We start from the raw sequence: 20,106 nt of genomic DNA, 5'->3' as shown, positions 1-20,106 counted from the left end.
CCGCACCATGGAATACCTTGTCTTGAAATACGTGCACGTGATCTCGTCGACCCTGCTGTTCGGTACCGGCATCGGGTCGGCCTTCTACCTGCTGGCCACCACCCTGTCCGGCGACGTGCGGGCGATAGCGGTCGTATCGCGCATGGTGGTGCGTGCCGACTGGCTCTTTACCGCGACCACGGCCGTGCTGCAGCCGGTCACGGGCCTGTGGCTGGTGCACCGCATGGGCATGCCGCTTTCCACGCCATGGCTTGCTGCTTCCCTGGTCTGCTATGCATTGGCCATTGCGTGCTGGCTGCCGGTCGTCTGGCTGCAGATGCGGTTGCGCGACCTGGCGGCGCAGGCGGCCGCAGGCAATACGCCGCTGCCGCCGCGCTACTGGCTGCTCTTCAAGTGGTGGGTGGCGCTGGGCGTGCCGGCGTTCTTTCTCTTTCTTGCGCTTTTCTGGCTCATGATCGCCAAGCCCGCGCTCGCGTTCGGCGGAGCCTGATCAGGCCATGGCCTTCGCGCGTTCGATGATGCCGCGCACCGTGAACGAAAGGGTGCAAAGGTAGCGGGCGTCGGCCGAGAGCGAGCGGCTCATCGCAAGAGCCAGCTCCTCGAAGTCCCTGTCGGCCGGCCCCTGGGCCGGATCGCCGTTCCACCTGGCAAGCGACTCGGTGATCCGGCTTTGCGCCTGCAGGTAGTCGGCGCGCAGAAGCACGCTGCGCGCAAGGAGCACGTCCAGGTTCAAAAGGTCGAGTGCAGTCATATGGCGTGCCCTTTCTTTACCCCAGCGCGGTATCCAGCACCATCATCAGCACGAAGCCGACCATCAGGCCTCCCGTTGCAAAGGCCTCGTGTCCCTGGCGGTGCGACTCCGGAATGATCTCGTGGCTGATGACGAACAGCATGGCGCCCGCCGCCAGTGCCAGGCCCCAGGGCAGCAGGCTGGCGGTCAGCGTGACCACCGTGGCGCCCAGCACCGCCATGGCCGGCTCTACCAGGCCCGAAGCCACGCCAAGGCCCACCGACATGAAACGCCCGTAGCCCACGCCGCGCAGCGCAAGCGCCACCACCATGCCTTCGGGCACGTCCTGGATGGAGATTCCCGTGGCCAGCGCGGTGGCCGCCACGGGGTCGGAGCCCGCGAAAGCGACGCCGATCGCCAGGCCCTCGGGCAGGTTGTGCAGCGCAATGGCCAGCACGAAGAGCCACACCCGCTTCAGCTTCATGGCCTTGGGCCCCTCGAGGCCCTTCACGAAATGCTCATGGGGAACCATGCGGTCGATGGCCAGCAGCAGCGCCGCGCCGAGCAGCACGCCCCCGCCCACAATGCCTCCGGCGGCCCACGCGCCGGCGCCCTGGGCTCGCGCGGCCTCCAGGCCCGGGATCACGAGCGAGAACGAAGTGGCGGCGAGCATCACGCCGGCCCCAAAGCCCAGCATGGTGTCGCAGCTGCGCTGCGAGAACTGCTGCGACAGCGCCACGGGCAGCGTGCCGAGCGCCGTAGCCAACGCCGCCAGGCTCCCGCCCAGAAGTGCCCCGCGCACGCGCGCATCGCCGCGCCAGATCGCCTCGGCCGCCTCGAAGGCCAAGAGGCCCAGGCCCAGTGCAACGATGCAGAAACCAAGCACTCGACGCACGGGTCGCATCCTGGGGCCTCGGGCAAACAGCAGATCAAGAGTGGTCATCTTCGAACAAGCGATACGCCCGCAAAAAAGGCGGCGACCACCATGGCCGCCGCCAAACTCGCACCCACGGGAAAAATGGTTGTCGAGCCGGTGTGTTCACCCGGTTGCAGATTCGGGGCGGGCTCGGGTGCCTCGCGTAGGAACGTTTCTCGTGTGGGTGGCAGCGCGGACTACATATGGGGCCTCCCAGGCTGATGCCCTGAGGACTTATGTTCGCAAGCGCTCTGGAGTAGCTTCTCAGCTGCCTGCGAGTTGGTCGCGCAGCGCCTGGGTGTAGCGCTCGCATTGCGACTCGAGGCGCCTTTGCTCATCGTGGCTGCGAGCGTCCTGTGCCGCCAGGCGGTAGTGGCCCAGCTGGAAGGCAAGGTAAGCCGGCGCGTAGAAGCTCAGAAGTTCCGCCTCGATCCGGCAGCCGCGCCGCAAGAGGCCGTCGACCAGCCGGTCCAGCTCTTCGGCGGTCAGCCCGAGCTCGGTACACGCACCGGCAACATCCCAAGCCGCGTCCTGGCAGCCGATCAGGTCGTGGCCCGCGTGGTGGTCCACCGCGTCGGTCTTGAGGATGCGGTTGTCGTCCGCCAGCCATTCCCATGCGTGCATGCGGTTGTCCGTCTTCACCCGGTGCACCCGGCCCTCCAGTCGCTCGGCCTGGCCTTGGAATCGATCCCATGCGGTCGCCAGTCCATTGCCAAGCGCCTGGGTGCTGTTGTGCCGCCCCATTTCACACAGCACCCGCAGCGACGCGCCGTTCTCTTCCGGTGCGGGAAAGCTGCGCACGCGAAATGCGATGTAGTCCGCAACGCGCTCGACCAGGCGCGCCCTGAGCTCCGTGCATTGCAACCGGGCGAGAGACAGCGGCGCCATCTCATCGTGCCATTGCTCCACCATGAAGCCATGGCACAGGCCCGCGACGGTGGGGGAGAAACCGGCCTCCGCCAATCGCATCGCACAGCCGAAACGCTGGCGCGCGGCGTGGCCCAGGCCGATGAACTTCACGAGCCAGGCGCCGTGATGGCTGTGCGCCAGGAACTTGCGCCGCTCCTGCCATGGATGAGCCGGAGGCACATCGCCTTGGCCATCGCCATGTGCGCGGCGCCATGCGCCTCCGGTGATCTCGGCAAGCGGCGCATGAAGCGGCCCGACCAGCGACTCGACCCAGCCCTGCAGCCGATGCGCGGGATGTTTGGCGCGCAAGATCAGTTCGTCGAACCCGACCACGTGCACCGAAGCCTGCGTCCACAGCGCGCGCGTTTCATCGTTGGCCTGCGCGCCCGGTCCGTTCGCGTGCCCGGGAAAGAGATGGATGCGGTCCGCCGGCACGCCTTCATCGCGCAGCCGCCGTATCACGCCCGCGATCGACGATCCCGAGAGCCCGGGCCCTTCGTCGACGATGGCATGGTGCGAGGCGGGTCTTGCAAGCGGCGCGTCGCCCAGCGAAACACCGCGATCGAAGGGATGCCCGACCGGCCTGAGCGTCAGCGGCGCAGGCGCATCGAGCGCCACCGCCGCCATCGCGGCCAGGCTGGTGCCGATGCTGCGAAGGCCGATCACGCGCCAAGGCCGGGGCCGCAGCCGCTTGGCGGCGGTGAAGTGGCCTTCCGGATAGAGCGCGTAGAACGCGTAGCCTTCAGGCTGCTTCACTTCCAGGTCGGCGGAAGCAAGCAGGGCTTCGCATGCGGCGAGCAGGTCTTCCAGCGGAGCTTGCTGCCATTCATGCGCAAAGGCTGTCTCCCACGACTGCGCGCACAGCCTGGCTACCGCCACGGTGAGCGCGATGGCGGCATCCGTCTGGGGCGACGGCGTGTCGCGCTTTCCGGCCGCGAGAAAGTGCGCATCCGCAACGCCCTGAACCAGTTCGCCCGCTTCGATGAGCGCATCGACAAGCAGGCTGTGCCTGCCAAGGCCCGCCGGCGAAGCCCGCGCATCGGCAAGCTGCCCGCGCAGCCGCGCCAGCTTTCGGGCGGCTGGCTCCCGCCGCGTCGCGTCGCCATAGACCAGCATCAGCGAATCCGCATGTGGCGGTATGCAATGGCCTGGAACGCATCGAAATCCGGAACCTCCCACGGCGCGCGGCTCAGCTCGCGATGGCGCGCCAGCCATTCGCTCCAGCACGCGAACTGCGCGGGGGAGGGCGACACCAGCGCCCTGCGGCTTTTCATCTGCTCGAGCGCATCGAGCGGTCGCTCGCCGCGAAACACCATCACGCACAGCGCGAGCGTGGCCGAGCGGCCGATGCCGTGTTCGCAATGAATGAGCACGCGTTCGCCGCGGTCGAGCGCGGCGCTGGCAAAGGCCACGCCTTCATCGAGCTGTTCGGCATCGACGCCGCACATGTCCTCGGTCGGCAAGTGCAGCAGCGTCATGCCGTGCCGGTGCAGCACGGCCTCGTCGTCCTTGGCCTCGTTGCGCAGGTCGACCACCGCACGAATGCGATGCGCGGAGGCGAGCTCTTCGGCGCGCTCCGATGGAAAGCTGCCACCGACGGCAAGCTCCTGCGTGATCCAGCTGAAGTTGGGTGTCCAGGTCGTCGTCATCGTTCGCAGTCGTCGAAAAAAACTCATGGCAACCGGCATGCCCGCGGGGCGCCGCCTCTGTTTTCGATGCGCCACGTTATTTGCGCTCATCAATGCAGTCAACCATGCACCACGGTGCTGTCCTGTTCCTTCGCCGAAAAATTTCTGCTAGGTTTTTTCAACACGCTTACACCACCACGAACATCCGCACTCATCCGTTCTCTCCCCATGAAAATTTCAGTCCTCGGTACCGGCTACGTAGGTCTCGTCACGGGCAGTTGCCTGGCGGAGATCGGCAATGAAGTCGTCTGCTTCGACGTCGATCAACGCAAGGTCGAAATCCTGCAATCGGGCGGCGTGCCGATCCACGAGGAAGGCCTGCCGCAGCTCATCGAGCGCAACGTGCGCACCGGCCGCCTGCACTTCACGACCGACGTGGCCCGGGCCGTGCACCACGGCGACCTGATCTTCATCGCGGCCGGCACGCCGCCCGGCGAAGACGGCAGTGCCGACCTGCAATACGTGCTTGCCGCCGGCCGCAGCATCGGCCGCCACATGCAGGGCTTCAAGGTGGTGGTCGAAAAGTCCACCGTGCCGGTGGGCACCGCCGGCAAGCTGCGCGCCGCCATCGAGGAAGAGCTCTCGGAGCGCCGCAGCAACGGCGACCATGCGGCGGGCAGCGGCTTGCAGGGGCTTCCGGTCGCCATCGTGTCCAACCCCGAATTCCTGAAAGAGGGCGCGGCCGTCGACGACTTCATGCGGCCCGATCGCATCGTGGTCGGCACCGAGCCCGGCGAGGCGGGGCGCCATGCCAGGGAAGTGATGACCCGCCTGTACGCGCCCTTCAACCGGCAGCGCGACCGCATGATCCACATGGACGTGAAGGCGGCCGAGTTCACCAAGTACGCGGCCAATGCCATGCTCGCCACGCGCATCAGCTTCATGAACGAGCTTGCAAATCTTGCGGAAAAAGTGGGCGTCGACATCGAGCAGGTGCGCCGCGGCATAGGCTCCGATCCGCGCATCGGCTACAGCTTTCTGTATGCGGGGTTGGGCTACGGCGGTAGCTGCTTTCCCAAGGACGTGCAGGCGCTGGTGCACACCGCCGCCACGCACGGCCAGCGCCTGCAGGTGCTGGAGGCGGTGCGCGCGGTGAACGACGCGCAAAAGCAGGTGCTCATAGAAAAGATCGTCCGCCGCTTCGGCGAAGACCTGCGCGGCCGCCGCTTCGGCGTGTGGGGGCTGGCCTTCAAGCCCGACACCGACGACATGCGTGAAGCGCCGAGCCGCCTGGTGATCAAGGCGCTGCTGGTGCGCGGCGCAGAAGTCGTTGCGCACGACCCGGTTGCCATTGCCGAGGCGCGCAAGGTGCTTGCAGGCGACCTGGAGGGCATGCCCGAGCTGATTGCGCGCCTGCGCTACGTCGAGAACCCGATGCAGGCCGTGGAGGATGCCGATGCACTGGTCATCCTCACCGACTGGAAGGCCTTCAAGAGCCCAAGCTTCAGCGCATTGAAGACCGCGCTCAGGCAGCCGCTGATCTTCGACGGCCGCAATCTGTACGACCCCGAGATCCGGTCGCAGGGTTTCGACTACCTGGCCATCGGCCGCTGAACAAAGACAGACAAACACACAACAGGAGCTTCGATCATGCGTGTCTACAACTCCCAACGCCGCATTCTCGTGACCGGCGGCGCGGGCTTTCTCGGGAGCCACCTCTGCGAACGGCTGCTGGCGCAAGGCCACGACGTGCTGTGCGCAGACAACTTCTTTACCGGCACGCGCCGCAACGTGGAGCACCTGCTCGGCAATCCGCACTTCGAGCTCATGCGCCACGACATCACCTTTCCGCTGTATGTCGAGGTAGACCAGATCTACAACCTGGCGTGCCCCGCATCACCCGTGCACTACCAGCATGACCCGGTGCAGACCACCAAGACCAGCGTGCATGGCGCCATCAACATGCTCGGCCTGGCCAAGCGGGTGCGCGCGCGCATCCTGCAGGCTTCCACCAGCGAGGTGTACGGCGACCCCGACGTGCATCCGCAGCCCGAGAGCTACTGGGGCAAGGTCAACCCGATCGGCGTGCGCAGCTGCTACGACGAAGGCAAGCGCTGCGCCGAGACGCTGTTCTTCGACTACCACCGCCAGCACCAGGTCGACATTCGCGTGGCGCGCATCTTCAACACCTACGGGCCGCGCATGCATCCGCGCGACGGGCGCGTGGTGTCCAACTTCATCGTGCAGGCGTTGCGCGGCGATCCCATCACCATCTATGGCGAAGGCCTGCAGACGCGCAGCTTCTGCTTTGTCGATGACCTGGTGGAAGGGCTCAACCGCTTCATGGACGCTTCGGCCGGCGGGCCCGGCCCGGTGAACATCGGCAACCCGGTCGAGTTCACCGTGCGCGAGCTTGCAACCCTGGTCATCAAGCTGACGGGCTCGTCATCGAAGCTCGCATTCGCGCCGCTGCCTTCGGACGACCCCATGCAGCGCCGGCCCGACATTCGCCTTGCCAAGGAAATGTTCGGCTGGCAGCCGAGCGTGCAGCTCGAAGAGGGCCTGCGCAAGACCATCGAATACTTCGATGGCCTGCTCTCGGCCGGAGAGCTTTCGCCGGCTCAGCTCGCGGCGGGCATGCGCGACGGCGCCGTGGTGCCGGCGGCCGCAAAGGGCAACACCGTGCACGCCCGGTTCGACGCATAGCGCCGGACCATGCTCGCGCAGAACTCGGCAAACTCCTCGGGTTGCTGCGGCGGGCTGGTGTGGTGCGGCGCAATGCCTCGGTGCTCGGGCGTGAAGCAGAAGGTGAGCGTCACGTCGAAGTCTTCCAGCGCGCGCATCTGCCGGTCGAACCAGCGCTCGGCATTCGGCCGGAAGCTGTCGGCCCAGCTCAGCCCGGTGCGCAGGTGGCGCACGCCCAGCCGCTCGAGCCAGCGCACCGCGTCGTCAAGCCGATGGTCTTCGAAGTGGAACCACTGGCAAATGCCCATCGATGGCGTGTAGCTTGCAAATTGCTCGCATGCGAGCTTGGGCGTGCCGTCTTCGCGCAGCAGGCCCATGTGAAAGTGGCGGTAGTAGCTCGATCCCTCGGCCTCGCGGTGCCGCGTGGTGGCCGGCCAGGCCTGGGGAAGGTCGTAGAGCGAATACCAGAAGATGCGCGGCACCCGGCCGATCAGCAGCTCGGCCGTGCGGCGCAGCCCGAACTCCTGCACCTCTTCAGCACCGAAGGTCGACACGCCCACTTCGGTCACCCACACCGGCAGGTGCGTCACGGCCTCGATCTCTGCGATGCGGCGCGGCCATTCGTGGATCTGCCAGTTGTTCCAGTCCAGCGGAAAGCCGTGCACCGCCACCGCGTCGAGCCCGTCGAGCACGCCCCGGTCGCGGAGACCCGCCATGAAGTGCGCGTCGATGGGTGATATACCGCCCAGCACCTGCGTGAGCGTGCTGTTCTCCGCGCGGACGGCACTCGATGCCAGCTTGACCATCTGTGCGTAAGCAGACCAGTCGGGGTCGAGCTCGAGGTCCCAGTGCGACTTGTTGTTGGGCTCGTTCCAGAACTTGACGGCTTCGATCATGCGAGCTTGCTCCTCTTCGTGTGGCGCGGCGCATGTTCATGCGCGCGGGGTTTGCGTTCGGGCGGCGCGGCGGCTTCGGCGTCGCCGCGAATGAACGCCTCCACCAGTTCGCGGGCCTCGTCGTCGGTGAACTGCTGCGGCGGGGACTTCATGAAATAGCTCGAAGGCGCCAGCACCGCGCCGCCCACGCCGCGGTCGAGGGCGAGCTTGGCGCAGCGCACCGCATCGATCACCACCCCGGCGGAGTTGGGCGAGTCCCACACCTCGAGCTTGACTTCGCACTGCAGCGGCACGTTGCCGAAGGTGGTGCCCTCCATGCGGATGTAGCACCACTTGCGGTCGTCCAGCCACGGCACATGGTCGCTCGGGCCCACATGCACGTCGGAGGCCTTCATGGGATGGCCGAGCTGGCTCGTGACGGCCTGCGTCTTCGAGATCTTCTTGGACAGCAACCGCTCGCGTTCGAGCATGTTCAAGAAGTCGGTGTTGCCGCCGAAGTTGAGCTGGTAGGTGCGGTCCAGCCGCACGCCCCGCTTCCTGAAAAGATCGGTCAGGATGCGATGCACGATGGTCGCGCCCACCTGCGACTTGATGTCGTCCCCGATGATCGGCAGGCCACGCTCGGCAAAGCGCCTCTCCCACTCGGGCCGCGAAGCAATGAACACCGGCACGCAGTTGACGAAGGCGCAGCCGGCCTCCAGCACCTGCTGCGCATACCACTGCGTCGCTTTCTCGGAGCCCACCGGCAGGTACGAGACCACCACGTCGGTCTTCGTCTCCTTCAGGATCTTCGCCACGTTCTGCGCCTTGCCGGGCGCAAGCGGCACCACGTCCTTCAGGTAGGCGCCAATGCCGTCGTGCGTGGGGCCGCGGTGCACCGGCACGCCCAGCTTGGGCACATCGGCAAAGCGAATGGTGTTGTTGGGCGCTTCGTAGATGGCTTCGCCCAGGTCGCGCCCGACCTTTTTCGCATGCACGTCGAAGGCGGCGCTGAACTCGATGTCCGACGGGCGATAGCCCGCGAGATCGAGGTGCATCAGGCCGGGAATGAAGTCGGTGCCCTGGGCGTTGGCATAGAAATGAACACCCTGCACCAGCGAGGAGGCGCAGTTGCCCACACCGACGATTGCGACACGTATCTTGCTCATGTTGGAGACCTTTGCGAGAGCCGCCGCGCGAGTGCAGGGCGGACGTGATTGAACACAAAGCCGAAGCTTTGTTCCTTCGCAATCTACGCTCGTTTGAAGCCTCGCGCGCACGTGAAACACCCTCGATGCACAGACCCAACTCTGCAGTGGCGTAACAGGGCAACGCGCCTACACACAGGTAAGTACCTTCGCACATGAAGGCGGCAATTTTTCGTCGAATTTAGGGCTTCGCCAAGGCGTTGAAAAAGAAGATTTCTACCTCGTCGATTCGCCGGCGGCTCAAACAAAAAAGGGGTTTCATGTCGCAGCAAATTCTCATCACCGGCGGCGCCGGTTTCATCGGCTCGCACCTTGCAGACGAGCTTCTCTCCCACGGCTATCGCGTTCGCGTTCTCGACAACCTTGCGCCGCAGGTGCATGGCGACAGCGGCCGCAGGCCCGACTACCTGGAGACCGACATCGAACTCGTCGTCGGCGACGTGTGCGACCCGGCCGCGGTGCGCAGCGCGCTCAAGGGCGTGGATGCGGTCTACCACTTCGCGTCGGCAGTGGGCGTGGGCCAGAGCATGTACGAGGTGGCGCACTACACGCGGGTGAACAACCTGGGCACCGCGGTGCTGCTGGAGGCGCTGATCGAGAAGCCGGTGAAGAAGCTGATCGTTGCATCGAGCATGAGCCTGTATGGCGAAGGCCTTTACCGCACCGCAAGCGGCGAGCTCCGCACGGTGCAGGAGCGCACGCTCGAGCAACTGCGGCGCGGCGACTGGGAATGGCGCGACGAAGACGGGCTGGCACTGGTGCCCGCGCCCACGCCGGAAGACAAGGCCCCCGCGCTCGCATCGGTGTATGCGCTCTCCAAGTTCGACCAGGAGCGCATGTGCCTCATGATCGGCCGGGCCTACAACATTCCGACCGCGGCGCTGCGTTTCTTCAACGCCTATGGCCCGCGGCAGGCGCTCTCGAACCCGTACACCGGCGTGCTCGCGATCTTTGCGTCGCGCCTGCTCAACGACAGTCCTCCCAAGATCTTCGAAGACGGGCACCAGCAGCGCGACTTCGTGAGCGTGTACGACATCGCGCGCGCCTCGCGGCTCGCACTCGAAATGCCGGCCGCGGCGGGCGAGGTGTTCAACATCGGCAGCGGCGAGGCCTACAGCGTGCGAGACATCGCACAGCGCGTGGCCGAGGCCGTGGGCAAGGAAAACCTGCTGCCCGAAATCACCGGCAAGTACCGCGTCGGCGACATACGGCACTGCTATGCGGACATATCCAAGGCTCGCCGCGTGCTGGGCTATTCGCCCCGCGTGAGCCTGGAAGACGGCCTGGCCGAGCTCGCGGCCTGGCTGGAGGGGCAAGCGGCGGTCGACCGCGTGGCGCAAGCGAGCGCAGAGCTTTCCGCGCGCGGGTTGGCCATATGAACAGCCGGGACGCAGTACTCACTCCCCGGCGCGCGCTCAACGGCAAGGATCGGGTCACGCTCATCACGGGTGGCGCGGGCTTCGTGGGGGCCAACCTCGCGCACCGGCTGCTGTCCGAAGGCCGCCGCGTGCTGGTGTTCGACAACCTCTCGCGCCCCGGCGTGGAACGCAACCTCGACTGGCTGCAGCAGAACCATGCGACCGGGCTCGACGTGGCGGTGGCCGACATCCGCGATGCCGCCGCGGTGGAGCGAGCGGTCGCCCGGGCCGACCACGTCTTTCATTTTGCGGCGCAGGTGGCGGTGACCACCAGCCTGGTCGATCCGCGTGAAGACTTTGCGGTGAACGCGCTCGGCACGCTCAATGTGCTCGAGGCGGCCCGCGCGCAGCCGGTGCCGCCCTCGGTGCTGATGACCTCGACCAACAAGGTCTACGGCGGCCTGGAAGACGTGGAGCTCAAGCTCGAGGGCCAGCGCTATGGACCGGTGACGGCCGACATTGCAAGCCACGGCATTTCCGAGGCGCGGCCGCTCGACTTTCACAGCCCCTACGGCTGCTCCAAGGGAACGGCCGACCAGTATGTGCATGACTACGCGCGCAGCTACGGCATGAAGACGGTGGTCTTCCGCATGAGCTGCATCTACGGCCAGCGCCAGTTCGGCACCGAAGACCAGGGCTGGGTGGCGCACTTCCTGTTGCGCGCGCTCGATGGCGAACCCATCACGCTCTTCGGCGACGGCAAGCAGGTGCGCGACATCCTGTTCGTCGACGACCTCGTCGATGCCTTCGTGCTGGCGCAGCGCAATATCGGCAAGCTGGCCGGCGCCGCCTTCAACATCGGCGGCGGGCCGCGCAACGTGATCAGTTTGCTCGACCTGCTGGACCAGATCGAAGTGCTCGAAGGCAGGCGCCCCGAAACCGCGCATGAAGACTGGCGCACCGGCGACCAGCGCTACTACGTCTCGGACACGCGCCGCTTCGAGGCGGCCACGGGTTGGCGGCCCGCTGTCGACGCGCGGCACGGCATCGAGCGCCTGCACCAGTGGCTGCGAGAGATGCGGGCGCAACCCGCCACCGCCCGCAAGAGCGGCCAGCGCCGCCCGGTGCTTGCAGCGGCCGGGAGGTGAGCATGTTCGCCAGTGTCATTGCTTCGCCGGGACAGGCCGTCCTGCGGCAGGTAGATACGCCCGAACCCGCTGCGGGCCAAGTGCTGCTCAAGCTCGAGGGCTCGGGCGTCTGTGCATCGAGCCTGCCGCTGTGGGAGGGCCGCTCCTGGTTCGAATACCCGCAGCCGGCCGGTGCGCCGGGGCACGAAGGCTGGGGCCGCATCGCGGCTGTGGGCGAGGGCGTCACCGGCCTGGCCGTGGGCGACCGCGTGGCCGCGCTCACCTACCGCGCGCATGCCGAATACGACGTGGCCGATGCGGGTTCGGTGGTGCCATTGCCGGCCTCGCTGGCCGATGTGGCCATGCCCGGCGAGCCGCTCGGCTGTGCGGTCAACATCTTCCGCCGCAGCGACATCCGCGTCGGCCAGACCGTGGCCATCGTCGGCATCGGGTTTCTCGGCGCCGTTCTCACGCGGCTTGCCACGCAGGCCGGCGCTCGGGTCATCGCCATCTCGCGCCGGCCCTTTGCGCTGGAGGTCGCGCGCCAGGCGGGCGCCGCGCACACCATCGTGATGGAGGACCATTGGCGCATCCTGGACGAGGTGAAGCGCCTCACCGGCGAGAAGATGTGCGAGCGCACCATCGAAGCGGTCGGCCTGCAGTGGCCGCTCGACTTGGCCGGAGAGATCACCGGCGAGCGCGGCCGCCTCGTGATTGCGGGCTATCACCAGGACGGGACTCGCCAGGTCAACATGCAGATGTGGAACTGGCGCGGCATCGACGTGATCAACGCGCATGAGCGCGACCCGCGCATGTATGTGCAGGGCATCCGCGAAGCCGTCGACATGATGGCCGCGGGCGTGCTCGATGCCGAGCCGCTCTTCACGCACCGCCTGCCGCTCGACAGGCTGGGCGAGGCGCTGGAGCTCACGCGCACGCGGCCCGACGGTTTTCTGAAAGCGGTGGTGACCACGTGAGGGCCGCGCACATGGTGAATGCGCTGGAGCCGGGGATGGCGACGGTGTCGTCCGAAGGCATACCGGCCGCGCCGCTTCGAAGGCCCCGGCTCGGTTTTCTCGGCGTGGGCTGGATCGGCAGGAACCGCATGGAAGCCATTGCGAAAGACGGCTCCGCGGAAATCGCTGCAGTGGCGGATGCACAGGCCGATGCATGCGAAGCCGCATGCGCACTGGCCCCCGGCGCGGCCAGCTTGCGCTCGCCCGACGCACTGCTCGAGCGCGAACTCGACGGACTGGTGATCGCCACGCCGAGCGCGCTTCATGCCCGGCAGGCCGAAGCGGCACTCGCGCGCGGCATGGCGGTGTTTTGCCAGAAGCCGCTGGCACGCACCGCCGAGGAAACCAGAGGCGTGATCGATGCAGCGAAGCGCGCGAACCGGCTGCTGGGCGTCGATCTTTCTTACCGGCACACGGCCGGCATGCAGCGCATCCGCGAGCTCGTGTCCGCCGGAGAGATCGGTGAGGTGTATGCCGTCGACCTGGTGTTCCACAACGCCTACGGCCCCGACAAGCCCTGGTTCCGCGACCCGGTGCTTTCGGGCGGCGGCTGCGTGATCGATCTGGGCATCCACATGGTCGACCTGGCGCTCTGGACCCTGGGCTTTCCACGTGTCGAGGCGGTGTCGAGCCGCCTACATGCCGGCGGCCGGCGCCTTGCGCTGCCTTCGGCGGTTGTCGAAGACCATGCGGTGGCGCAGATCGATCTCGCGGGCGGTTGCGTGGCGCGGCTCGCGTGCTCTTGGAACCTGCCGGCGGGACGGGATGCCGTCATCGAAGCCAACTTTCACGGCACGCGCGGCGGAGCCTCGTTCCGCAACGCGGGCGGCTCCTTCTACGACTTCGTCGCCGAGCGCTTCGACGGCACGCGTGCAATACCGCTTGCCTCGCCGCCTGACGACTGGGGCGGGCGCGCCGCTGTGCACTGGGCGCGTGCGCTCGCGAACGGCGGTGCCTTCGATCCCGAGATCGAGCGGCTGACCGAGGTGGCGGCCGTGCTGGACGCGATCTATGAACGCTGAAACACCGCAACAATCGCCGCGCCATGTGCTGATGACCGCCGATACGGTCGGCGGCGTCTGGAGCCACGCATTGGAGCTTGCCGCGGCGCTCGCCGAGCGGGGCGTGCGCGTGTCGCTGGCCACCATGGGCACGCTGCCCACGCCGGCCCAGCGCGCGCAGGCTGCGTCGCTCGCGGGCCTGGAACTGCACGCGAGCGAATGGCGCCTCGAGTGGATGGAGAACCCGTGGGACGACGTGCGCCGCGCGGGCCAATGGCTCCTCGGCCTCGAACGCGAACTGGCTCCGGACGTGGTGCACCTGAACCAGTTCGCTTTCGGCGCGCTTCCGTTCGCGGCACCGAAGCTCGTGGTGGCCCATTCGTGCGTGGCCTCGTGGTGGCGCGCCGTGCATCGCCAGCTTGCGCCGGCGAGCTGGGACACCTACCGCCGCACGGTGCGGCAAGGGCTCGACGGCGCGGACCTTGTCGGCGCGCCGACGGAAGCCATGCTCTCGTCGCTTGCGCTCGACTACGGGTACATCCACGGCGGCCTCGTACTGCCCAACGGCCGCAGCGCGGCGATGTTCGCTCCCGGCGACAAGGAGCCGGTCATTCTCTCGGCCGGCAGGCTCTGGGACGCCGCCAAGAACGTGTCGGCACTGCAGGCCGTGGCCACCCGTTTGCCCTGGCCGTTGTGCGTGGCTGGATCGGCATCGGCACCGGGTGCCGGCGAGAAAAGCATCCAGGCGCCCGGCGTGCTGTGGCTCGGCGAACTGGCTCCCGACGCCATGGCCGCGCAGTTCGCGCGTGCATCGATCTATGCCTTGCCCGCACGCTACGAGCCCTTCGGCCTCTCGGCGCTCGAGGCGGCGCTTTCGCAATGCGCGCTGGTGCTGGGCGACGTGCCGAGCCTGCGCGAAGTCTGGGGCGACGCCGCGCTGTATGTGCAGCCGGACGACCACGATGCGTTGCACGCGGCCTTGATGCGGCTGATCGACGATGCGCCGCTGCGACAGCAGATGGCGCGCCGGGCAGCGGAGCGTGCGCGGCACTTCACGCCGGCGCGCATGGCAGGCGCCTACATGTCAGCCTACGGCCGCTTGCTCGCGCCGGCAGCGTCCCGCGCGGGCGGCCCCGGCCGCGCCCGAAGAAAAACAAAGGAGGCCGCATGCGCTTCGTGATGTTCTGCCATTCGCTCGTATCCGACTGGAACCATGGCAATGCGCATTTCTTGCGCGGCGTGTGCAGCGAGCTGCTTGCGCGCGGCCACGAGCTTGCGGTGTACGAGCCGCACGGCGCGTGGAGCCGCACCAACCTGGAGGCCGAGCACGGCCAGGCGCCGCTCGAAGAGTTCGCGCGGGTGTACCCGGAACTGCACAGCACCACCTATGACCCCGCCACGCTCGATCTCGACGAGGCGCTGCAAGACGCCGACGTGGTGCTGGTGCATGAATGGAACGACCATGCGCTGGTGCGCCGCATCGGCCTTCACCGGCGGGGCGGCGGCCGCTACCGGCTTTTCTTTCACGACACGCACCACCGTTCGGTGACCGAAGAAAAGAGCATGGCCGGCTACGACCTCTCGCACTACGACGGCGTGCTGGCCTTCGGCAACGTGATCCGCGACCTGTACCGCAAGAAGGGCTGGGCGCGCCGTGCGTGGACCTGGCACGAAGCCGCCGACATCCGCCACTTCCATCCAATACCGGATGAAGTGGAAGAGGGCGACCTGGTCTGGATAGGCAACTGGGGCGACGACGAACGCGAGGCCGAGCTCGACGAGTTCCTGCTCCAGCCGGTGCACGACCTGCGGTTGCAGGCGCGCGTGCACGGCGTGCGCTACCCCGACAGGGCGCTCGACCGCCTGCGCACGGCCCGCATCCACTTTGGCGGCTGGCTCCCCAACTACCGGGCGCCGCGCGTCTTTGCCCGCCATCGCGTCACGGTGCACGTGCCGCGCAGGCCTTACGTTCAGGCATTGCCGGGCATTCCGACCATTCGGGTGTTCGAGGCGCTGGCCTGCGGCATTCCGCTGGTTTCCGCGCCGTGGAACGATGCCGAGGGCCTCTTCACGCCCGGCCGCGATTTTCTGGTGGCCGACGACGGCGCCGCCATGCGCCGCCACTTGCGCGACGTGCTGCACGACCCTGACCTGGCCCGCGCGCTGCGCGAACAGGGCCTGGAAACCGTGCTTGCCCGCCACACCTGCGCCCACCGCGTCGACGAGCTGCTGGCCATTCACGCCGAACTCGAAGGCGACCCCACCCACCTCCGGAGCATTCCCGCATGAAGAAAAAGATGAATATCGCCTTCTTTGCCTCCAGCCTCGTGTCGGCCTACTGGAACGGCGCCGCCACCTATTACCGCGGCATGGTTCGCGCGCTGCACGAGCGTGGCCATCGCGTGCGCTTCTACGAGCCCGATGCCTTCGGCCGCCAGCAGTACCGCGACATGGAAGATCCCGACTGGGCGGAGGTCATCGTGTATCCGGGCGAGGGCGATGCCAATGCACGCCGCATGGTCGAGCATGCACGCGGCGCCGACCTGGTGGTCAAGGCCAGCGGCGTGGGCGTGTTCGATGCGCTGCTCGAAGAGGCCGTGCTCGACTTGCAGGGCCCGGGCACGCGCGTCGTGTTTTGGGACGTCGATGCGCCCGCCACGCTCGACCGGCTGCAGGCCGATGCGGCCGACCCGTTCCATGCGCTGGTGCCGCGCTACGACATGGTGCTGACCTATGGCGGCGGCGAACCCGTGGTGCAGGCCTATCGCCGTGCCGGCGCGCGCGATTGCATTCCGATCTACAACGCACTCGATCCCTCCACGCATCACCCGGTCGGGCCCGATGCACGCTTCGAGGCCGACCTGGGCTTTCTCGGCAACCGTCTGCCCGACCGCGAGGCGCGCGTGGAAGAGTTCTTTCTTCGCGCCGCCAGCCTGCTGCCCGAGCAGCGCTTTCTGCTGGGCGGCAGCGGCTGGAGCGACAAGGCCATGCCCAGCAACGTGCGCTATGTCGGCCACGTCTACACCGCCGACCACAACGCATTCAACCGCACGCCCATGGCCGTGCTCAACGTGAGTCGCGACAGCATGGCGCGCTACGGTTTTTCGCCGGCCACGCGCGTGTTCGAGGCGGCCGGCTCCGCCGCCTGCCTGATCACCGATGCGTGGGAGGGCATCGAGCTTTTTCTCGAGCCCGGAAAGGAAGTGCTGGTGGCGGCCGACGGCCAAGAAGTGGCGACGCATGTGCGCCAGCTCGACGCCGCAAGCGCACGCCGCATCGGAGAGGCCGCGTACCGGCGCGTCCTGGCGGAACACACCTACGCGCACCGTGCCGCGCAACTCGAGGCATTGCTCGAAGGCCGCGATGCGGCACAAGCCCTGGAGGTTGCATGAGCATGCAGGCTTCACCGCTCAAGATCGTCATCCTCGGGCTCTCGATCACTTCTTCGTGGGGCAACGGCCACGCCACCACCTACCGCGGCCTGGTGCGCGAACTGGTGCGGCGCGGGCACGACGTGCTGTTTCTCGAGCGCGACGTGCCCTGGTATGCCGGGCACCGCGACCTGCCCGATCCGCCCTTTGGCCGTACCGCGCTGTACGCCGACGTTGCCAGCCTGCAGCGCGACCATGGGGCGCAGATCGGTGAGGCCGACCTGGTGATCGTCGGCTCTTTCGTGCCTGACGGCGTGGCCGTCGGCGACTGGGTGCAGGCCGAGGCGCCGGGCCGCACCGCCTTCTACGACATCGATACGCCCGTCACGCTCGCAGCCCTCGCGCGCGGAGGCACCCCCTACCTGCAGGCGCGGCAGATTGCGGGCTACGACATGTACCTGTCTTTCACCGGCGGCCCCACGCTCGACCGGCTGGAGCGCGAGTTCGGCTCGCCCGCCGCGCGCATGCTCTATTGCTCGGTCGACCCCGAGCTGTATTACCCCGAACCCGTGGCGCAGGATTGCGACCTCGGCTACATGGGCACCTACAGCGACGACCGCCAGCCCACGCTCGAAGCGCTGCTGCTCGAGCCCGCGCGCCAGTGGGCGCAAGGGCGCTTCGAAGTGGCCGGGGCGCAGTATCCGAGTGGCATCGAATGGCCGAGTAACGTGCGCTACACGGCACACCTGCCGCCGGCGCTGCACCGCGATTTCTATAACCGGCAGCGCTTCACGCTCAACGTGACCCGCGCCGACATGATCCAGGCCGGCTGGTCCCCCAGCGTGCGCATCTTCGAAGCAGCGGCGTGCGGCACGCCGATCATCAGCGACCGCTGGGACGGCATCGAATCGCTGCTCGTGCCGGGTGAAGAAATTTTCTTGGCGGATTCGCCTGGCGAAGTGCTGCGGCTCTTGCGAGAACTGCCCGAAGAAGAGCGCCGCGCCGTGGGCGAGCGCGCGCGACGGCGCATTCTTTCGGAGCACACCGCCGCTCACCGCGCCGCCGAGCTCGAAGGCTACGCCCGCACGCTGCTGCAAGTGCGCGAGGCGGCATGAAAAGAGGAGGCATGCACATGCACAACAACCAGAAATCAACCGCAGCAGCGGCAACCGATTCGAGCAGAGACTCCGTTCGCCAGCAGATCGAGGCGCTCGGCCCCTGGTTCCACAACCTGCACCTGCCCGGCGGCGTGCAAACCTTGCCCAAGCATTTTCTCGGCGGCGACTTTCCCAACTTCAAGTGGCAGGAGATCAAGCCCTTTGTGCCGGAAGACCTGAGCGGATGGCGCGTGCTCGACGTGGGCTGCAACGCAGGCTTCTACAGCTTCGAGCTGGCGCGGCGCGGGGCCTCGGTGCTGGGCATCGATGTCGATGCGCACTACCTCGCGCAGGCGCGGTGGGCCGCCGGCCAGCTGGGCATGGAGTCGCAGGTGGAATTTCGGGAGATGCAGGTGTACGACCTCGCGCGCTCCAGTGAGACCTTCGACCTCGTCTGGTTCATGGGCGTTTTCTATCACCTGCGTTATCCGCTGCTGGCGCTCGACCTGCTGGCCGAGCGCACGCGCCGCATCATGATGTTCCAGACGCTCACCATGCCTGGCGACTCGGTCTATACCGAGACGGCGGACTGCAACATCGACAACCGCACGCCGCTGCTCGAGAGCGGATGGCCGCGCATGGCCTTCATCGAACACCGGCTTGCCAACGACCCCACCAACTGGTGGGCGCCCAACCATGCCGGCGTGGAGGCGATGCTGCGCTCCAGCGGGCTGCGCGTCGAAGCCCGGCCGGGGCACGAGATCTACCTGTGCGTGCCCGATGCGCAGGCGCAGGGTGCCCGCGCCATCTATGGTTCGCAATACGAGTCGGCCACGGGAGCGATCCGTGGCGGCGGCTGAACCGGCCACGGAAGGCCAAGCATCGGAGGCGCCGGTAGCGGGCGTGGTCGACCGCAACATTGCCGCGCTGGTGCGGCGGCGCCAGCAGCAGAAGATATCGACCGGCCTGCAGGACCGGATTGCCGACGCCATTACCCGCTTTGCCGGCAGCATGAAGTTCGTGTACCTGCACCTGCTGATCTACGGGGGCTGGATCGTCATCAACCTGGGGTGGGTACCCATGGTGCGCGCATTCGACCCGACCTTCGTGGTGCTGGCCATGGTGGCGTCGGTCGAGGCCATCTTCATCTCCACCTTCGTGATGATCAGCCAGAACCGCATGGCGGCGCTGGCCGACCAGCGCGCCGACCTCGATCTTCAGATCAGCCTCTTGGGCGAGCACGAGATCACGAAGGTCATCACCCTGGTCACGGAGATCGCAAAGCGCATGGACATTCCGGCGGCGCACGACCCGGAGCTCGACGAGCTCCGCGAGAACGTTTCGCCGGAGCGGGTGCTCGACCGCATCGAGCGCCCTTCGAAAGAGCCCGGGCAGCCGGAGGGGTAGGGCAGCCCTTCCGGACCCGCCCGCTCTTTCTACTTACTTCTTGCCGGTGATTCCCTGCGCCGTCGTCAGGTGGCCGTGAACCACGGGCAGCGTCTTGGCTGCATAGGCCTTCAGGTCCGCATCGGCCGCATTGCGCTGCACCTTCTGCAGCATTTCATGCGTCTTCTTGTGGTCGGAAAGGCCCGCCATCGACATGTACTGCTTGTCGAAGGTTTCGCCGCTCAGGGCCTTCAGCGCGGTTGCGGTGGCCTTGTGCTTGGCGTCGGGCTCGGTCGGCAGCTCCACGCCTTTCTTCGATGCGATTTCCTGCAGTTCGCTCAGCGCCTTGGTGTGGTCGTCGACCATGGTCTTGCCGAACTGCTTCACCTCGTCCTTCGAGGCTTTCTCCTGGGCGAGCTTTCCGGTTTCGATCTCGGCGAGATTGGCCTGCGCAATGTCTCTCATAAAGCGCTGATCGCCCTTCGACGGCTTGCCTGCCTGGTCCGACTTGCCGGCGGCGCTGCGTGTTTCCGTGGCCTGGTCGCCGCGCGAGCTCGCGCTCTGGGCGGCGGCGGGAAGCGTCGCAGCAAATGCGCAAGCGGCCACTGCGGCCATGCCGAAACGGAAGGCAGTGCTTTGGATGGTCATCGATGTACTCCTTGAAGGTGATGATTTCGGGCCCGCCCGTTGGAGCGGGATCCGCTCCTTGCGGGGCAACGCGCATGCCCGGCGCGATGCGGGCATGCCGCTTGCCGCCCGCGTTTGTCCCTGTTCTTCCCTTCATTCTTTTCAACGCCCT

Annotated in this window: 20 protein-coding genes; 13 read left to right on the top strand and 7 right to left on the bottom strand. The window is 67.1% G+C overall.

The window, feature by feature from the left end; genetic code table 11:
• The first annotated feature begins 7 nt into the window (after positions 1-7).
• Positions 8-490, top strand: a complete 483-nt coding sequence (locus V9K97_RS14375) for a DUF2269 family protein (protein ID WP_337318818.1) — start codon at positions 8-10, stop codon at positions 488-490.
• Here the strand turns inward: V9K97_RS14375 and V9K97_RS14370 are convergent, their stop codons facing one another.
• The 4 genes from V9K97_RS14370 to V9K97_RS14355 form a co-directional block, all read right to left on the bottom strand.
• Entirely contained in the window at positions 491-751 is a 261-nt protein-coding gene (locus V9K97_RS14370; RefSeq protein ID WP_337318816.1) for a hypothetical protein, read from the bottom strand. It abuts the gene before it with no gap.
• 16 nt (positions 752-767) lie between these two features.
• Entirely contained in the window at positions 768-1,634 is an 867-nt protein-coding gene (locus V9K97_RS14365) for a ZIP family metal transporter (protein WP_337318814.1), read from the bottom strand.
• A 276-nt stretch (positions 1,635-1,910) separates the two neighbouring features.
• A complete protein-coding gene (locus V9K97_RS14360; RefSeq protein ID WP_337318812.1) occupies positions 1,911-3,671 on the bottom strand; it encodes a hypothetical protein in 1,761 nt (586 codons plus the stop codon).
• Positions 3,671-4,204, bottom strand: a complete 534-nt coding sequence (locus tag V9K97_RS14355; RefSeq protein ID WP_337318810.1) for a protein-tyrosine phosphatase family protein — start codon at positions 4,202-4,204, stop codon at positions 3,671-3,673. The genes V9K97_RS14360 and V9K97_RS14355 overlap by 1 nt, the downstream gene beginning before the upstream one ends.
• A 207-nt stretch (positions 4,205-4,411) precedes the next feature.
• Between V9K97_RS14355 and V9K97_RS14350 the strand changes: the two genes are divergently transcribed.
• Both V9K97_RS14350 and V9K97_RS14345 read left to right on the top strand, forming a co-directional pair.
• On the top strand, positions 4,412-5,797 hold the full coding sequence (locus tag V9K97_RS14350) for a UDP-glucose dehydrogenase family protein (RefSeq protein ID WP_337295113.1): 1,386 nt from the start codon (positions 4,412-4,414) through the stop codon (positions 5,795-5,797).
• A gap of 36 nt (positions 5,798-5,833) precedes the next feature.
• On the top strand, positions 5,834-6,889 hold the full coding sequence (locus tag V9K97_RS14345; RefSeq protein ID WP_337318808.1) for a UDP-glucuronic acid decarboxylase family protein: 1,056 nt from the start codon (positions 5,834-5,836) through the stop codon (positions 6,887-6,889).
• Here the strand turns inward: V9K97_RS14345 and V9K97_RS14340 are convergent.
• Positions 6,805-7,764 carry a beta-xylosidase gene (locus V9K97_RS14340; RefSeq protein WP_337295111.1) on the bottom strand — a complete coding sequence of 320 codons (960 nt, stop codon included), beginning with the start codon at positions 7,762-7,764 and terminating at the stop codon, positions 6,805-6,807. The two genes, V9K97_RS14345 and V9K97_RS14340, sit on opposite strands and share 85 nt — an antisense overlap.
• Positions 7,761-8,912 carry an inositol-3-phosphate synthase gene (locus tag V9K97_RS14335; protein ID WP_337318806.1) on the bottom strand — a complete coding sequence of 384 codons (1,152 nt, stop codon included), beginning with the start codon at positions 8,910-8,912 and terminating at the stop codon, positions 7,761-7,763. The genes V9K97_RS14340 and V9K97_RS14335 overlap by 4 nt, the downstream gene beginning before the upstream one ends.
• A 299-nt stretch (positions 8,913-9,211) precedes the next feature.
• On the opposite strand from V9K97_RS14335, the gene V9K97_RS14330 reads away from it, so the two are divergent.
• The 10 genes from V9K97_RS14330 to V9K97_RS14285 are packed head-to-tail and all read left to right on the top strand — an operon-like array spanning position 9,212 to position 19,328.
• On the top strand, positions 9,212-10,330 hold the full coding sequence (locus V9K97_RS14330; protein WP_337318804.1) for an NAD-dependent epimerase/dehydratase family protein: 1,119 nt from the start codon (positions 9,212-9,214) through the stop codon (positions 10,328-10,330).
• Complete coding sequence (locus tag V9K97_RS14325; RefSeq protein ID WP_337318802.1) at positions 10,327-11,457, top strand: NAD-dependent epimerase/dehydratase family protein; 1,131 nt, start codon at positions 10,327-10,329, stop codon at positions 11,455-11,457. The genes V9K97_RS14330 and V9K97_RS14325 overlap by 4 nt, the downstream gene beginning before the upstream one ends.
• A 2-nt stretch (positions 11,458-11,459) precedes the next feature.
• Positions 11,460-12,413: an MDR/zinc-dependent alcohol dehydrogenase-like family protein gene (locus V9K97_RS14320; protein ID WP_337318800.1), complete on the top strand. Its 954-nt coding sequence runs from the start codon at positions 11,460-11,462 to the stop codon at positions 12,411-12,413.
• A complete protein-coding gene (locus V9K97_RS14315; protein WP_337318798.1) occupies positions 12,410-13,474 on the top strand; it encodes a Gfo/Idh/MocA family protein in 1,065 nt (354 codons plus the stop codon). Before V9K97_RS14320 ends, V9K97_RS14315 begins: the two co-directional genes overlap by 4 nt.
• Entirely contained in the window at positions 13,464-14,633 is a 1,170-nt protein-coding gene (locus V9K97_RS14310; protein WP_337318796.1) for a glycosyltransferase family 4 protein, read from the top strand. Before V9K97_RS14315 ends, V9K97_RS14310 begins: the two co-directional genes overlap by 11 nt.
• Entirely contained in the window at positions 14,621-15,742 is a 1,122-nt protein-coding gene (locus V9K97_RS14305; RefSeq protein ID WP_337318794.1) for a CgeB family protein, read from the top strand. The genes V9K97_RS14310 and V9K97_RS14305 overlap by 13 nt, the downstream gene beginning before the upstream one ends.
• Positions 15,739-16,845 carry a CgeB family protein gene (locus V9K97_RS14300; protein WP_337318792.1) on the top strand — a complete coding sequence of 369 codons (1,107 nt, stop codon included), beginning with the start codon at positions 15,739-15,741 and terminating at the stop codon, positions 16,843-16,845. Before V9K97_RS14305 ends, V9K97_RS14300 begins: the two co-directional genes overlap by 4 nt.
• Positions 16,842-17,939 carry a CgeB family protein gene (locus V9K97_RS14295; RefSeq protein WP_337318790.1) on the top strand — a complete coding sequence of 366 codons (1,098 nt, stop codon included), beginning with the start codon at positions 16,842-16,844 and terminating at the stop codon, positions 17,937-17,939. Before V9K97_RS14300 ends, V9K97_RS14295 begins: the two co-directional genes overlap by 4 nt.
• Before the next feature lie 17 nt (positions 17,940-17,956).
• Positions 17,957-18,781, top strand: coding sequence for a TIGR04290 family methyltransferase (locus V9K97_RS14290; protein ID WP_337318788.1), 825 nt, complete (start codon positions 17,957-17,959; stop codon positions 18,779-18,781).
• The gene (locus V9K97_RS14285; protein ID WP_281150251.1) at positions 18,768-19,328 is read left to right on the top strand and encodes a DUF1003 domain-containing protein; all 561 of its coding nucleotides are present in this window, start codon (positions 18,768-18,770) and stop codon (positions 19,326-19,328) included. Before V9K97_RS14290 ends, V9K97_RS14285 begins: the two co-directional genes overlap by 14 nt.
• A 33-nt stretch (positions 19,329-19,361) precedes the next feature.
• On the opposite strand, the gene V9K97_RS14280 is transcribed toward V9K97_RS14285, so the two are convergent.
• Entirely contained in the window at positions 19,362-19,955 is a 594-nt protein-coding gene (locus V9K97_RS14280; protein ID WP_281150252.1) for a DUF4142 domain-containing protein, read from the bottom strand.
• Between the last annotated feature and the right edge of the window lie 151 nt (positions 19,956-20,106).

The organism is Variovorax sp. CCNWLW186 (assembly GCF_037203865.1).
In the GTDB taxonomy this organism is placed as follows: Bacteria; Pseudomonadota; Gammaproteobacteria; order Burkholderiales; family Burkholderiaceae_C; genus Variovorax.
Note: the sequence above shows the minus strand (reverse complement) of the source record. Positions and strands in the feature narration are given on the sequence as shown.

Bases quoted from the DNA above. Each gene is read 5' to 3' on its own strand.
- V9K97_RS14375 (WP_337318818.1), top strand. From the start codon at position 8: ATGGAATACCTTGTCTTGAAATACGTGCACGTGATCTCGTCGACCCTG.
- V9K97_RS14370 (WP_337318816.1), bottom strand. From the start codon at position 751: ATGACTGCACTCGACCTTTTGAACCTGGACGTGCTCCTTGCGCGCAGC.
- V9K97_RS14365 (WP_337318814.1), bottom strand. From the start codon at position 1,634: ATGCGACCCGTGCGTCGAGTGCTTGGTTTCTGCATCGTTGCACTGGGC.
- V9K97_RS14360 (WP_337318812.1), bottom strand. From the start codon at position 3,671: ATGCTGGTCTATGGCGACGCGACGCGGCGGGAGCCAGCCGCCCGAAAG.
- V9K97_RS14355 (WP_337318810.1), bottom strand. From the start codon at position 4,204: ATGACGACGACCTGGACACCCAACTTCAGCTGGATCACGCAGGAGCTT.
- V9K97_RS14350 (WP_337295113.1), top strand. From the start codon at position 4,412: ATGAAAATTTCAGTCCTCGGTACCGGCTACGTAGGTCTCGTCACGGGC.
- V9K97_RS14345 (WP_337318808.1), top strand. From the start codon at position 5,834: ATGCGTGTCTACAACTCCCAACGCCGCATTCTCGTGACCGGCGGCGCG.
- V9K97_RS14340 (WP_337295111.1), bottom strand. From the start codon at position 7,764: ATGATCGAAGCCGTCAAGTTCTGGAACGAGCCCAACAACAAGTCGCAC.
- V9K97_RS14335 (WP_337318806.1), bottom strand. From the start codon at position 8,912: ATGAGCAAGATACGTGTCGCAATCGTCGGTGTGGGCAACTGCGCCTCC.
- V9K97_RS14330 (WP_337318804.1), top strand. From the start codon at position 9,212: ATGTCGCAGCAAATTCTCATCACCGGCGGCGCCGGTTTCATCGGCTCG.
- V9K97_RS14325 (WP_337318802.1), top strand. From the start codon at position 10,327: ATGAACAGCCGGGACGCAGTACTCACTCCCCGGCGCGCGCTCAACGGC.
- V9K97_RS14320 (WP_337318800.1), top strand. From the start codon at position 11,460: ATGTTCGCCAGTGTCATTGCTTCGCCGGGACAGGCCGTCCTGCGGCAG.
- V9K97_RS14310 (WP_337318796.1), top strand. From the start codon at position 13,464: ATGAACGCTGAAACACCGCAACAATCGCCGCGCCATGTGCTGATGACC.
- V9K97_RS14305 (WP_337318794.1), top strand. From the start codon at position 14,621: ATGCGCTTCGTGATGTTCTGCCATTCGCTCGTATCCGACTGGAACCAT.
- V9K97_RS14300 (WP_337318792.1), top strand. From the start codon at position 15,739: ATGAAGAAAAAGATGAATATCGCCTTCTTTGCCTCCAGCCTCGTGTCG.
- V9K97_RS14295 (WP_337318790.1), top strand. From the start codon at position 16,842: ATGAGCATGCAGGCTTCACCGCTCAAGATCGTCATCCTCGGGCTCTCG.
- V9K97_RS14290 (WP_337318788.1), top strand. From the start codon at position 17,957: ATGCACAACAACCAGAAATCAACCGCAGCAGCGGCAACCGATTCGAGC.
- V9K97_RS14280 (WP_281150252.1), bottom strand. From the start codon at position 19,955: ATGACCATCCAAAGCACTGCCTTCCGTTTCGGCATGGCCGCAGTGGCC.